Source organism: Hymenobacter citatus (assembly GCF_014333615.1).
In the GTDB taxonomy this organism is placed as follows: Bacteria; Bacteroidota; Bacteroidia; order Cytophagales; family Hymenobacteraceae; genus Hymenobacter; species Hymenobacter citatus.
On record NZ_JACSCY010000016.1, the window covers coordinates 59,776 to 73,480 of the forward strand.

The following is a 13,705-nucleotide window of genomic DNA, read 5'->3' on the forward strand; positions in this document are numbered from 1 at the left end:
ATCGTTGAACGACGTCTAGCTTTAGCCCTTAGCTCTAGCATCGTTCAACGATTTTTACCACCCCGCCCTTCGGGCACCCCTCCTTAAAAAAGGAGGGGAACTAGCTTCTAGCTCTAGTTTTTAGCTCACCTTACGCCTCTACGTTCGTCGTATTCGAGCGCAGCTCGCGCACTTTGGCGCCGGTCTGCCATAGCTCCGATTCGCGTACTTCCTTCAGCTCTTCTTGCAACTTCTCGCGGTAGTCGGGGGTAGAGCCGCGCTCGATGGTGCGCTTGGCTTCGGCACCGCTGGCCACGCTGTCGTACAGCTCGTTGAGCACGGGCAGGGTGGCTTCGCGGAACTTGCCTTTCCAGTCGAGGGCGCCGCGCTGAGCGGTTACCGAGCAGTTGGCAAACATCCAGTCCATGCCGTTTTCGCCTACCAGCGGCACCAGGCTCTGGGTCAGCTCTTCCACGGTTTCATTGAAGGCCTCGGAGGGCGAGTGGCCGCGCTGGCGCAGCACCTGGTATTGCGCCTCAATGATGCCGGCCAGAGCACCCATCAGCACGCCCCGCTCGCCGGTGAGGTCAGAGTATACTTCCTTTTTGAAGTCGGTTTGGAACAGGTAACCCGAGCCTACCCCGATGCCCAGGGCCGTGGCCTTGGTGAAGGCTTCGCCGCTGGCATCCTGGAAGATAGCAAACGACGAGTTCAACCCGCCGCCGGCCACAAACAGGCGGCGCAGGCTGGTGCCGCTACCCTTGGGTGCCACCAGAATCACGTCGATGTCCTTGGGCGGTACGATGCCGGTTTGGTCGTTGAAGGTCACGCCGAAGCCGTGCGAGAAGTAGAGCGTTTTGCCGGGCGTAAGTTTCTCCTTGATCTTCGGCCACAGGGCAATCTGGCCGGCGTCGGAGAGCAGGTAGCACACGATGGTGCCGCGCTCAGCGGCTTCTTCCAGCCCAAACAACGTTTCGCCGGGTACCCAGCCATCTTCTACCGCCTTCTGCCACGAGGCCGAATCTTCGCGCTGCCCCACAATCACGTTGAAGCCGTTGTCGCGCAGGTTCAGGGCCTGGCCGGGACCCTGCACACCGTAGCCGAGCACGGCAATGGTGTCGTCTTTCAGAAACTCCTGCGCTTTAAACAGCGGAAATTCGTCGCGGGTGATTACAGTTTCGTCGACGCCGCCAAAGTTGATGGTTGCCATGATGGAAATGTTGAGTGTTAAGGGTTGAATGTTGAGTTATTGGGGTAGAGACACAATATTTTGTGTCTCGTCGTTGCTGATGTTTCTATCGTTTCCGCTCCGTGTCCCAGGGTTGAAACCCTGGGCTATTGATGATTTGCGGAAGGGTAAAACGGTTTGTCTGCTCCGTAGCCCAGGGTTTCAACCCTGGGTCATTGTTACATCGTAAAGACCTTCTCGCGGTTGTTCAGGTACTCGTTTTCGACTACCTCCGAGCCCGGCTCGCGCTGCTCAAACTCGCGCAGCTTCTTGTTGAAGCCCTCGCTGTCTTTGATGATGGCAATGCGGGCCGAGCGCACGAATTCAATCAGGCCATAGGGCTGTAGCACCTTGATTAGGTTGTCGGTTTCCTCGCGGTGGCCGGTCGTTTCAAACACCGTGTAATCCTTGCGAATGACCACGGCGCGGGCGCCGTTTTCGCGCAGTAGGCGCTCTACCAGGGCCTTTTCGGCAATGACGTCGGTAGGGACTTTGTAGAGGGCCATTTCCTGCCAAATCACGTCCTCGTTGGTGTTGTAGTACACCTTCAGCACCTCCACCTGCTTCTCTATCTGCCCCGCAATCTTGCGCACCACCTCCTCCGTTTCCTCAATCACGATGTTGAAGCGGTGGATGCCCTCAATCTCCGAAGGCGAGGTGTTCAGGCTCTCGATGTTGATTTTGCGGCGCGAGAAAATGATGGCAATGCGGTTGAGCAAGCCAATCTGGTTTTCGGTGTAGGCCGTGATGTTGTATTCCTGACGGTCGATGGGTTTTTGATTCATAGCGTTGTTATTCAGAACGTCATTTCGACCAGCGGGAGAAATCTCGCGTGCTGACGTTGCATCAGTAATTTTCTTGCGATTGAGATTAGCGTGGCACGCGAGATTTCTCCCGCTGGTCGAAATGACGTTCTACTACATCGTCTCTACTTCAACCGGATTTCCGCCACGCTGCACCCTTGCGGCACCATCGGGAAGATGTTGTTTTCCTTGGTCACCATCACCTCCAGCAGGTAGGAGCCGTCTTGGTCCAGCATGGTGCACAGGGCGTCGCGCAGGTTGGCACGCTCTGAAACGCGCTGGCCTTCAATGTGGTAGCCTTTGGCCACCTGCACGTAGTCGGGGCTGGCAATGTCCACGAAGGAGTAGCGCCGGTCGTTGAACAGCTCCTGCCACTGCCGCACCATGCCCAGGAACTGGTTGTTGAGGATGATGATTTTGACGTTGACGCCGGTTTGCATGATCGTGCCCAGCTCCTGAATCGTCATCTGCACGCCACCGTCGCCGATGATGGCTACCACCGTGCGGTCGGGAGCCCCGAACTTGGCGCCGATGGCGGCGGGTAGGGAGAAGCCCATGGTGCCCAGACCGCCCGAGGTGATGTTGCTCCGGCTCCGGTTGAACTTGGTGTAGCGGCAGGCCACCATCTGGTGCTGGCCCACATCGGTCACCACAATGGCGTCGCCGCCGGTCAGCTCGTTCAGCTGCTGAATCACCTCGCCCATCGTCAGCTCCTCGGAGGTAGGAAACAGCTCGTTCTGAATCACGGCCTCCACCTCTTTGTCCCGGAACTCATCGAAGTGCTGGCGCCAGGCGGTGTGCTGCTTTTCTTCCACCAGGGCCGTGAGCAGGGGTAGGGTTTCCTTGCAGTCGCCCCACACGGGCACGGCCGTGGGCACGTTTTTGCCGATTTCAGTCGGGTCAATGTCGAGGTGGATGATCTGGGCCTGTTTGGCGTATTTATCCAGGCGGCCGGTCACGCGGTCATCGAAGCGCATCCCAATGGCAATCAGCACGTCGCACTCGTTGGTGAGGACGTTGGGGCCGTAGTTGCCGTGCATGCCCAGCATGCCCACGTTCAGCGGGTGGTCGGTGGGTAGGGCATCCACGCCCAGGATGGTCCAGGCGGCCGGAATCCCGCTTTTCTCCACAAACGTTTTGAATTCCTGCTCGGCCCCGCCCAGCATCACGCCTTGGCCCCAGATGATGAACGGCTTTTTGGCCTGATTGATCAGCGCGGCGGCCTGCTCCACGTACTCGTTGCGCACGATGGGCTTGGGCCGGTAGCTGCGAATGTGCTGGCAGGGCGTATAGCCGGCAAAGTCGAACTTCTGAATCTGGGCGTTTTTGGTGATGTCGATGAGCACCGGGCCGGGCCGGCCGCTGCGGGCAATGTAGAACGCCTTGGCCAGCACCTCCGGTATTTCCGTGGCGTCTGTCACCTGGTAGTTCCACTTGGTCACGGGTGTGGTGATGTTGATGATGTCGGTTTCCTGGAACGCATCGGTGCCCAGCAAACTCGCAAACACCTGCCCCGTGATGCACACCAGCGGCGTGCTATCAATCTGGGCATCAGCAAGTCCCGTTACCAAATTAGTAGCCCCCGGTCCGCTGGTCGCAAACACCACCCCTACCCTACCCGACGACCGCGCATAGCCCTGCGCCGCATGAATACCGCCCTGCTCGTGGCGCACCAGCACGTGGTGCAGCTGCTCGCGGTAGTCGTAGAGCGCGTCGTAGATGGGGATGATGGCGCCGCCGGGGTAGCCGAAAATCGTGTCCACGCCCTCGGTCAGCAGGGCTTCCAGCGTGGCGACCGCGCCGGAGGTAGGCGTGGTTTCGAGGGCTGCGGTAGCTACGGCCGCGCTAGCGACTGGCTGGGCTAAGGGCTGGTTCGTTGACATAGTCTTCTTCGAGTAGATCGGTGATGCAGCCGTGGCTGGCGTCGCTCACGGTGCGGATGTACTTCAGCAGCACGCCCTGGCGCACGGGCAGCGGCGGGCGCTGCCAGGCGGTGCGGCGCTGGGCCAGCTCCTCATCGGAGAGCTGCACGTTGATGGTGTTTTCGGTGGCGTCGAGGATGATCCAGTCGCCGTCTTGCACCAGGGCCAGGCCGCCGCCGTCGTAGGCCTCGGGGCACACGTGGCCAATCACGAAGCCGTGGGTGCCGCCCGAGAAGCGGCCGTCCGTTATCAGGGCCACTTTGTCGCCCAGGCCGGCGCCCATGATGGCGGAGGTAGGCTTCAGCATTTCGGGCATGCCGGGTCCGCCCTTGGGCCCCACGTAGCGAATGACCACCACCTGCCCAGCCTTAATTTTGTGGTCGGTAATACCCTGGTTCAGTTCTTCTTCAGAGTTGAACACGATGGCCGGCCCTTCAAACCGCAGGCCTTCCTTGCCGCTGATTTTCGCCACGCTGCCCTTGGTGGCCAAGTTGCCGTAGAGCATCTGAATGTGGCCGTCGGCTTTGATGGGGTTATCCAGCGGGCGCAGCAAATCCTGCCCGGCTCCGAGGGGCGGCACGTCGGCCAGGTTTTCGGCCAAGGTGCGGCCGGTCACGGTCATCACGTCGCCGTTCAGCAGGCCGTGGTCGAGCAGGGTGCGCTGCACGGCCGGCACGCCGCCCAGCTTCGACAGGTCTTCCATCAGGTACTTGCCGCTAGGCTTGAGGTCGGCCAGCACCGGCACGCGGTTGCTCACGGCCTGGAAATCGTCCATCGTCAGATGCACGCCGGCGGCATGGGCAATGGCAATCAGGTGCAGCACGGCATTAGTAGAGCCACCCAGCACCGTAATGATAACCAGCGCATTCTCAAAGGCTTCGCGCGTCAGAATGTCGCGGGGTTTGAGGTCTAGCTCCAGCAAACGGCGCAGGTAGGCGCCCGTATCCAGGCACTCCTGGGTTTTGGCCGCGCTATCAGCTGGCAGCGACGACGACGCCGGCACCGACATACCCAGCGTTTCGATGGCGGCCGCCATGGTGTTGGCCGTGTACATACCCCCGCAGGCCCCAGGGCCAGGGCAGGCGTTGTGGATGATGCCGCGGTAGTCTTCGTCGGAAATCTGGCCGTTCACCTTCTTGCCGTAGGCCTCAAAGCACGACACAATATTGAGCTGCTGCCCTTTAAACTCCCCGCCCCGAATGGTGCCGCCGTACACCATCAGCGAGGGCCGGTTGAGCCGCGCCATGGCGATGAGGGCGCCGGGCATGTTCTTGTCGCAGCCTACCACTGTGGCAATGGCATCGTAGTAGTGCGCGCCCGCCATGGCCTCAATCGAATCAGCAATAATCTCCCTCGAAACCAGCGAGTAGCGCATTCCCGGATTGCCGTTGGTGATGCCGTCGCTCACCCCGATGGTGTTGAAGCGCAGCCCGACCAGACCCTGCGCCGTCACGCCGCGCTTCACCTCGTCGGCCAGGCCGTTGAGGTGCATGTTGCAGGTGTTGCCCTCGAAGCCCGTGGAGCAGATGCCCACAAACGGCTTGCGCAAATCCGCATCCGAGAGGCCCGCGCCAATGAGCATGGCCTGGGAGGCCGGCAGGCCATCGTCTTGGGTGTAGATGCGGCTGTATTTATTGAGAATCATGTGGTGGTGGTGTGGGTAGGGGCGCGTTGCACGCGCCCGTTTTTCGTAGTTAGGATATTTAAGCGGAGTGTTCAACGGCCGGGCGCGTCGCACGCGCCCCTACCTCCTCGCGTACTAAGGCTGCGTAAGCGGCGGCCAGGCGGGCGCCAATCGTTGCTTCGTAGGGCGTTTCAAATACATGGTCATCAATAGAGGCCACGCCTACCACCTCGGCGGCGGTGCCGGTGAGGAAGGCGCCGGTGGCATGGTGCAGGGTTTCGGGCGTGAAGAACTCCTCGAACACTGGAATACCCATGTTGCGGGCCAGCTCGATAATAGTGTTGCGGGTGATGCCTTGCAGGATGTTGCCAGCCGGGGCAGTGTAGAGGGCGCCGTCCCACTCGTAGAAGAAGTTGGAGCCGGGACCTTCGGCCACGTAGCCATTGATGTCCAGGAGTAGGGCTTCGTCGTAGCCGCGGCTTTTGGCTTCGTGGCTGGCAATGATGGAGTTGGCATAGTGGCCGCTCACCTTTGCCTCAATGGGCACCGACTTGGGATTAGGGCGCTGGTAGGGCGAAATGGTAAGGCGCGTGAGTTGATTGCTGAAGTAGTTGCCCCACTCCCACGCTGCCATAAACAGGCTGCTAGAAGTAGGCGCCTTGATGCTCATCATCGGGTCGGGGGCGTATACCAGCGGCCGGATATAGGCATTGGAAAGGTTGTTCTTTTTGAGCAGCTGGTAGGTGATGTCCGTCAGTTCTTGCACCGAGTAGGCCAGCGGAATACTGGTGGCGCGACAGGAATACGCTAGGCGCTCGTAGTGCTCCTTTATCTTGAAAACGCGCGTACCGTTGGCCGTATCGTAGGCCCGAATGCCTTCAAACACGGCGTGCCCATAGTGCAGGCTGGAGGCATAAAGGCTGCACTGCGCCTGCTCGGCTGGTATAAACTGGCCGCCGTGAAAAACGAGCGTGTGGTTGGTGAAGTACATAAGCAGGCAGAGAGTAAGAGAGAACATCAACAAAAAGCCTTTCTGAGCAGGGGCTTAGAAAGGCTCTTATGCGCAGCAATAAGTAGCGGTTTCTAGCAGCCCCACAGGCTTTGAATAATGACCAGAACGACGCACATAACACGAGCAACTGACGGAGACAACAGTAGGATTTGCAGCGAAGCCAGCAGGTACTTTGCTGCCATCCATTGTATCAAAACTAACAGGCCCCATTGCCACCTGAAAAGCCGAGCAGGTAGAGCGCTACTATTTCTAAATCGAAGGATAAAAAAGCTATGGCTTTGACTTTCAATCAATAGCAAATAAGTAAAATACAATGTCTAAGCACTAAAACAAGTTTGTTTTTTACCTAAAACCAGCCGTATCCGTGCCGATAACGTCCTCCTTATCTGGCCGCGGCGCCTTCCCACGCTTCAAGCGCCGCCTGATGCTCCTGCTTCGCTCGTGCTAATAAGGCCGGTGTGGGGCCGGAGCCTACCATGACAGCGGTGCCTCGCTCGCGGGCATAGGGATTCTGCACTTCCGCTACGCGTCGATACCTGGTAAAATAGGCCGTCAGGTCGTCGGGTTCGTCGTCGATGTTGATCAGGTGCTGGTAGCCTTGCAACTGCTGCGGAAACCAGAACAGGTAGCTGCCATTGAAGCTCTGCGCCGGCGGCATGTGGCGGTGGCGATTGTAGTAGTTGATGGCGCCGGCCTGCCCATAATTGCTGCATTTGATGAGCGTGCGGGCGCGCGTGGCCGCAGGCAATGCCTGGTAGGCCTGCCAGGTTTTATTGGCCAGCTCGCGCCAGCCCAGCATATCGGCGTAGTCCTGGGGTAGGGCGTGCTGGCGGCCATCCTCCCAGCGCGTCACGCCCAGACTGCTATACCGGGCGCTGATGGCCTGCATGTGGGCGGGGGCATAGAGCGGGTACAGCAACGGTAGCAGCGGCAGCGTAATCAGCACCGGCAGCGCCACCAGCACGGGCTGCACATAGGCGTGGTAGCGCAGCCGGGCCAGCCACCGTGACCACAGCACTGCCCCAAAGCTGAACAGCACCGGGTAGTAGCCCAGCGCATAGTAGCCCTTGCCGTGCAGCACCGTGAGCAGCAGCAGGCCCAGCACGCTGGTGAGCCCCACGGCGCGGTAGGGCCGAAACGGTGGGTAGAGCAGCAGCGCCACCACCCCCGGCACCCACACCCAGAGGGCAGGCAGGCACATCACCAGCTGCTCTTTCCAGAAATCGGCAGCCGACATGTGCACCAGCTGGGTGTCGTGCAGCTCGCGCATGTGGTGCAGAAACGGAATGCCATGGCGCAGCTGCCAGAGCAAGTTGGGCAGCCACAGCAGCAGCGCCACACCGGCCGCCGCCCACACATGTCGGCTCAGGAGCAAGCGGCGTTGCGGCGTGAGGAGCAGCGCGCCTACCAGCGCCGCCACAAAGAAGAACGTGGTGTATTTGTTCAGTAAGCTCAGCCCTACCCCTACCCCCAGGTAGTATAGGTACCGCGGCTGCTTCGTTTGCCAATGAGCCACCAGCCAGTAGAGGCACGCCGTGAAAGCCAGCACCTCAAACGAGTTGGGCTGAAACAGAAAATTCAGGCGGGTGTAGGCGGTGGCCAGGTAGCAGCTGCCAGCCAGTGCCGCCGCAAACCAGCCGCCCCCAAGCCGCTGCGCCAGCCGACACACCAGATACACCGTGAGAGCACCCCACAGAAAAGGCCAGAACTTCACCCAGAAATAGCCACCACCCAGCGCGTGCGTCAGCCAGGCCTGGGCAGCCAGCAAGGGTGGCACCTCCAGGTAGCCCCACGCCAGGTGGCGGCCGTGGTCGAGGTAGAGGTATTCATCGCGGTGCAGATCGTAGGCGGGACTAGCCAGCAGAAAGCCCACTGCAAATTTCAGCAGCGCAAACAGCAGAGGAACAGTGCGTTTTGGCACAACAGAAGCAGCTTAATGCGGATTACTAGAAGGTATGCGGACACCAGCGCCGGAAGATAACGCAAAAAATAAACGCCCTCCAGACCTATGTGGTAGAGGGCGTTTAATGTAGTGGTTTTGACCGGCGGAGCTGAACAACCAGCAGTGTACCATACCGGCAGTTTGGCAGCGGTGGTGCTCATCAACGGCTGCCTATGCGGCGGTGTGCTGCTCGCGACCCTTCAGGCCGGCCAGCTTCGACATATCTGTATAATAGCGAGCCAACGCGCCGTAATACTCTGCCTCATCGGCATAAATGCGGCCGGGCGCTGCTTCCTGGTAGGATGGTACTATTCCGAACTCACCTTGAATCAGGATTTGTCCCTCGGCGTCTTTGCGGGTAATGCGGCGGAAGGATTCCGGATCGAGCTGTAGCAGGGCTGCCAGCACGCGGTCGTCGAGCAGGTAGCGGGTTTTGCCGAGGGCGTCGGTGATGTAGCGGCCAGTGTGGTGGGTCAGCTCGGGTACGGTTTCGGGCATGGCTACCCGTTGGAATCCTTCCACTGTGCGCTCGTGGCCGAATAGTTGAACCGGTTGCTCCCCATCGGGGCTAACGTCCCGATATGAACCAAATGGCACTGGCACGGCGTGCACCACCAGGGGGGTATCGTAGATATTAGGCGCATCCAGCGCGTAGTCGGCGTAGCCTAGGCGCAGGTAGTACGCCTCGTTGAGCAGGGCGCTGTTGAGCACCGCCAGCTCGTTTTGCATTTGTTCCAGCCGACGCTCAATAACGCTTTTTCTGGCTACTATATCCAGTAATTCATTGCGAATGGACAGGATATCCTCGCGCACCTGCTTGCGCGTTTTCCAGTATTCTGCCTCGTTGATAGTTGACATCGTATCCTTTCGTTTTCCTTCTGAGCAAAGCTACCTAAGTTGTTCCGGATTTTATATGCCCGGCAGTATGATTTTTTCCAGATAATGGAAAAGACAATCCGGATTCTGGAAAATATGAATAAAAAGCACTTGCTCCTCTCCTTGCACCCGCCACATCTCTGCGTAGAAGTCATGACAGGCAAATAGTTGCAGATCAAAACTATCCTGGTGCAGCGCGGCCAAAAAGCGGCCGTGCTGCACCAGGTAATCGGTTTGCCGGGGAAGAGGCAGGAGCTTGAAAGCGGTAAATTGCATAAGCAGGACGATGATAGCAGCAACTGCAACACCACCGTAGCAGGTTCCCGCTCGGTGCAGGTTGTGCGCCATACGGTAGACAGACAGCAGCATTGGAAAGCAAATTTTCCGCAAAATATCGAGGCCTCCACCTGTGTACTACCCTTTGATTTTCTGAATTTTATCTTACCTATACCGCCGTTAGGCATGAAAAAAACTCTCCGTTTCCCGCATCCGTTGGTGCTGCTGCTTGGCTTTATTGTTTTAGCTCTACTGTTGAGCTACCTGTTGCCGGCCGGCGTGTTCAACCGGATGCCTGACCCCGCTACGGGCCGGGAGGTAGTGGTGCCGGGCTCCTACCACCTGGTGCCTTCCACCCCCGTGAATCCGCTGGCCGCAATTGTGGACATTCCGAAGGGAATGGCCGACGCGGCCAGCGTTATTTTCTTTGTGTTCCTGACGGGCGGCGCCTTCACCGTGGTAGATCAGACGGGGGCATTGCGCCACGGGGTAGACTGGCTGCTGGTGCGGCTGCGTGGGCGCGAAGCGCTGGTTATTCCCATCGTGTCGCTGCTGTTTGCTACCATGGGTGCCCTGGAAAATATGCAGGAAGAAATCATCCCGCTGGTACCGGTATTGCTCGTGCTGATGCGCCGCCTGGGCTACCCTACCCTCACGGCAGCGGCTGTGAGCCTGGGCGCGGCCGCGGTGGGGGCCGCCTTCAGCCCCCTGAACCCATTTCAGGTAGGCATTGCCCAGAAACTAGCGCAGTTGCCGCTGCTATCCGGGGCCAGCTTTCGATTAGTATTTCTGGCCGGCGCACTGCTGATCTGGATTGGCGGCACCATGCGCTTTGCCCGGCGCCATCGGGAGGTGCCGTTGGTAGACGTGGCAATGGAGGAAGCGGAGCTGGCCGAAACCAGCCACGGCCGGCACGGACTGGTGCTGGCGCTGCTGCTGCTGGCGTTTGCCGTGTTCACCTACGGCGTGCTCCGGTTGGGCTGGGAGTTTGAGCAAATGGGGGCTTTATTCTTCGGGCTGGGAGTAGCTGCCGGACTACTGGGCGGGCTGGGCCTCAACGGTACCGCCGAGGCGTTCATTGCCGGCTTCCGCGACCTGGCCTTTTCGGCTTTGCTGATTGGATTTGCACGGGCCATTTTTGTGGTGCTGGAACAAGGGCAAATCGTTGATACCATCGTTCATAGCCTGTCGGCGCCGCTGGGGCATTTGCCGGTTACGCTCTCGGCCTTGGGCATGATGGGCATGCACACGGCCCTGCACCTACCGGTGCCCTCGGTAAGCGGGCAGGCGGTACTCACCATGCCCATCCTCACACCCCTCTCCGACCTGCTGGGCCTACCCCGACAGGTAACGGTGCTGGCCTACCAGTACGGTGCCGGCCTGTGCGAGCTGATTACGCCCACCAACGGTGCACTGATGGCCATTGTGGCGGCCTGCGGCGTGCGGTTTGATGCGTGGTGGCGGTTTGCTTTTCCCCTCTACCTCCTGCTGCTTGCGCTGGGTGCGGTGGCCGTGGTGGTGGGCATTGTGGTGGAGTTGGCTTAAACGACATCGGGTGTAGCCGGGTAGCAGTATACTACCCGGCTACACCCGATACTTTCATATAAATAGCTAATTCTTACGTATTTAACACAGATCCACCATTGGGATGAATGGCTTGACCCGTGATATACGACGAGTCTTCCGACGCCAGGAATACATAGGCCGGCGCTACTTCCGAGGGCTGCCCGGGGCGTTTCATGGTGGTGTCCTGGCCAAACTTAGCCACCTTATCAGGCGGGAAGCTGGCCGGAATTAGTGGGGTCCAGATGGGGCCGGGCGCTACGGTATTGGCGCGTATTTTCTTATCCGCCAACTGCTGCGAAATGGAGCGAATGTAGGCCGTGATGGCACCTTTAGTAGACGTGTAGTCCACCAATTGCTCGTTGCCTTTGTAAGCATTTATCGAGGAGGTAGCAATGATGGAGTCGCCCTCGTGCAAGTGTGGCAAGGCGGCTTTCACCACGTATACCATCGGGAAGAAGTTCACCTTAAAGGTATCCTCAAACTGCTCGTTGGGCAGCTCCGACACATCTGTACTCACAAACTGTTCGGCGGCGTTGCTCACCACAATGTTCAGCTTGCCCAGCTCATCTAGGGTGCGCTGCACAATATCGGCGCAGAACTGCTTGTCGCGCAGGTCGCCGGCGAGGGTTACGCAGCGACGACCTTCGGCTTCTACCAGCTGGCGCGTGTCGTAGGCATCCTGCTCTTCTTCCGGCTTGTAGGTGATGGCCACATCGGCGCCTTCGCGGGCAAAGTGGATGGCCACGGCCCGGCCAATGCCGGAGTCGCCGCCCGTAATGAGGGCTACCTTGTCTTGTAGCTTCTCGCTGCCTTTGTAGTTCGCCCGGATATATTCCGGTTGTGGAGTCATTTCTGTTTCGAGGCCAGGCTGTTGGTCCTGGGCCTGCGGGGGTAGGGAGGTTGGTTTGTTGTCCATCAGGGTGTTGGTTGTTGAGGTCAATAGCTACAATGTGAGTCGTGGCCAACCTCAAAAACGACTTCCCAGGCCCCAGAGTTGCTAGTGCGCAGCTTACTACCCGCCGCCGCCTGCCAGCACACGCCACCCGGTTTTTGAGTGTAGCGGCGCAGTATGCCGGCCCAAAAACAGTGTATCAGGACTGGAACGTGGGTAGGGCAATGTAGAACGTAGTACCCTGATTTTCGGCACTATCCAGCCAGATCCGGCCGCGGTGCAGCTCCACAATCGTTTTGATGATGGACATACCCAGGCCTGTGGTTTTCTCGCCCCGCAGTCCTGGGCGGCGCGCCTTCGTGAAACGCTCAAACAGCACGGGATGCAATTCCGGCGCAATACCAATGCCGTCGTCCTGCACCGTCAGGAGCACCTGGCCCGGCTGCTGTGCTACGCGCACGGTGATGCGGCCGCCATCGTGCGTAAACTTAATAGCGTTGCTGATCAGGTTGTTGAACACCTGCAAGAACTTGTTTTCGTCGAGGTTCACATAGATAGGCGCTGAAGCAGGCAGGAAAACAAACTGTTTATTGAGCTGCCCCGCCGCACGCTGGTACTCCTCCATGGTCAGGTTTACACGCCACACCAGGTCCACCCGGTCCAGTTTCAGCTCCACGTTGGCAGACGTCATGAATTCATTGTCCACAAAGTCGCGAATCAGGTTCACGCTGTCGTGGCAGATGGTTTGCATAATGCCCAGCGCTTCCGTGAGTTTGGCATTTCCCAGGGGTAGCACCTGTGCCTGCATGATTTCACTTATTTGCTGCACCAGCGCCAGTGGCCCCGCCAGATCGTGCGAGAGGATTTCCAGCGTGGCGTTCTTTTTGGCATTGAACCTATTCGCATTTTCCAGGTTATCGCGCTCCGTGGTAACATCGCGCAGGAAGCCACCAATTAGCACCTCCCCGTCTGCAAGCTGCTGTTGATGAGGGCTTAACACCAGAGACATCCACTGGTCAGGGGCCTCGGTGCGGCGCACTCGGAATTCCAACTCATCGTGCAGATGGCCGCGCACCCACAGGTTCCAGCACCGGGCCAGATAGGGTCTATCATCGGGATGGAGGCGACTCAGCAACTGCGGCAGTTGCTCGGTGGCTCGCGCGGGCGCTACCCCCAGCAGTTGCTCGCAGGCGGGGGTAGCGTACACCACCTGCCTGGTATTCACTTGATAGATAAAGAAAACATGCGGCATCTGCTCGACCATCGTCTGTAGAAAAGCCGCCGGATTCATCATACTCATATTTCTATATAGGCGAAGTCCCATCTATAGTACCACGGTCGCGCTTGTGAAGTTGCGCCACGGGACCAACTGCCGTTTCCTCCGCGTGAAATTATCATTCTACGCCAGAGAACAGGAGGTGAAATCCTAGCACCCTTGAGGAACAGTTAGCAAAGAAATCAGACTTAGCGACAGGGATGGAGCGCGGCATACCCGCCTCCTACCCTGCTGCACACAGTGCACTGAGAGGGCCTGCCAAGAAACTACCATGCGGCCGTAGCAATGGCACCTCAACGAAGCTAAAGC

12 protein-coding genes are annotated in these 13,705 nt (G+C 58.9%); 2 read left to right on the forward strand and 10 right to left on the reverse strand.

Annotation, left to right across the window (positions count from 1 at the left end):
* Positions 1–130 precede the first annotated feature (130 nt).
* The 8 genes from ilvC to H8B15_RS17095 all read right to left on the reverse strand — a co-directional run bounded on the left by ilvC (position 131) and on the right by H8B15_RS17095 (position 9,734).
* On the reverse strand, positions 131–1,189 hold the full coding sequence (gene ilvC / locus H8B15_RS17060) for a ketol-acid reductoisomerase (protein ID WP_187320862.1): 1,059 nt from the start codon (positions 1,187–1,189) through the stop codon (positions 131–133).
* A 197-nt stretch (positions 1,190–1,386) separates the two neighbouring features.
* A complete protein-coding gene (ilvN, locus tag H8B15_RS17065; protein WP_187320863.1) occupies positions 1,387–1,992 on the reverse strand; it encodes an acetolactate synthase small subunit in 606 nt (201 codons plus the stop codon).
* Between the two features lie 143 nt (positions 1,993–2,135).
* Positions 2,136–3,893, reverse strand: coding sequence for a biosynthetic-type acetolactate synthase large subunit (gene ilvB, locus H8B15_RS17070; protein WP_187320864.1), 1,758 nt, complete (start codon positions 3,891–3,893; stop codon positions 2,136–2,138).
* On the reverse strand, positions 3,856–5,577 hold the full coding sequence (gene ilvD, locus H8B15_RS17075; RefSeq protein ID WP_187320865.1) for a dihydroxy-acid dehydratase: 1,722 nt from the start codon (positions 5,575–5,577) through the stop codon (positions 3,856–3,858). The genes ilvB and ilvD overlap by 38 nt, the downstream gene beginning before the upstream one ends.
* 58 nt (positions 5,578–5,635) lie before the next feature.
* Positions 5,636–6,574: a branched-chain amino acid transaminase gene (locus H8B15_RS17080; protein WP_246455586.1), complete on the reverse strand. Its 939-nt coding sequence runs from the start codon at positions 6,572–6,574 to the stop codon at positions 5,636–5,638.
* Between the two features lie 376 nt (positions 6,575–6,950).
* Entirely contained in the window at positions 6,951–8,489 is a 1,539-nt protein-coding gene (locus H8B15_RS17085; protein ID WP_187320866.1) for a glycosyltransferase family 39 protein, read from the reverse strand.
* A gap of 192 nt (positions 8,490–8,681) precedes the next feature.
* Positions 8,682–9,368, reverse strand: a complete 687-nt coding sequence (locus H8B15_RS17090; protein ID WP_187320867.1) for a hypothetical protein — start codon at positions 9,366–9,368, stop codon at positions 8,682–8,684.
* A 51-nt stretch (positions 9,369–9,419) separates the two neighbouring features.
* Positions 9,420–9,734, reverse strand: a complete 315-nt coding sequence (locus tag H8B15_RS17095; protein WP_187320868.1) for a hypothetical protein — start codon at positions 9,732–9,734, stop codon at positions 9,420–9,422.
* A gap of 114 nt (positions 9,735–9,848) precedes the next feature.
* Between H8B15_RS17095 and H8B15_RS17100 the strand changes: the two genes are divergently transcribed.
* On the forward strand, positions 9,849–11,207 hold the full coding sequence (locus H8B15_RS17100) for a YfcC family protein (RefSeq protein ID WP_187320869.1): 1,359 nt from the start codon (positions 9,849–9,851) through the stop codon (positions 11,205–11,207).
* A 73-nt stretch (positions 11,208–11,280) separates the two neighbouring features.
* Here H8B15_RS17100 and H8B15_RS17105 read toward each other — a convergent pair whose 3' ends face one another.
* Positions 11,281–12,144 carry an SDR family oxidoreductase gene (locus H8B15_RS17105; RefSeq protein WP_187320870.1) on the reverse strand — a complete coding sequence of 288 codons (864 nt, stop codon included), beginning with the start codon at positions 12,142–12,144 and terminating at the stop codon, positions 11,281–11,283.
* Between the two features lie 41 nt (positions 12,145–12,185).
* Here H8B15_RS17105 and H8B15_RS17110 point away from each other — a divergent pair, with 41 nt between their 5' ends.
* Complete coding sequence (locus tag H8B15_RS17110) at positions 12,186–12,350, forward strand: hypothetical protein (RefSeq protein WP_187320871.1); 165 nt, start codon at positions 12,186–12,188, stop codon at positions 12,348–12,350.
* Here the strand turns inward: H8B15_RS17110 and H8B15_RS17115 are convergent.
* Entirely contained in the window at positions 12,320–13,420 is a 1,101-nt protein-coding gene (locus tag H8B15_RS17115) for a PAS domain-containing sensor histidine kinase (RefSeq protein ID WP_187320872.1), read from the reverse strand. The genes H8B15_RS17110 and H8B15_RS17115 overlap by 31 nt on opposite strands.
* Positions 13,421–13,705 lie beyond the last annotated feature (285 nt).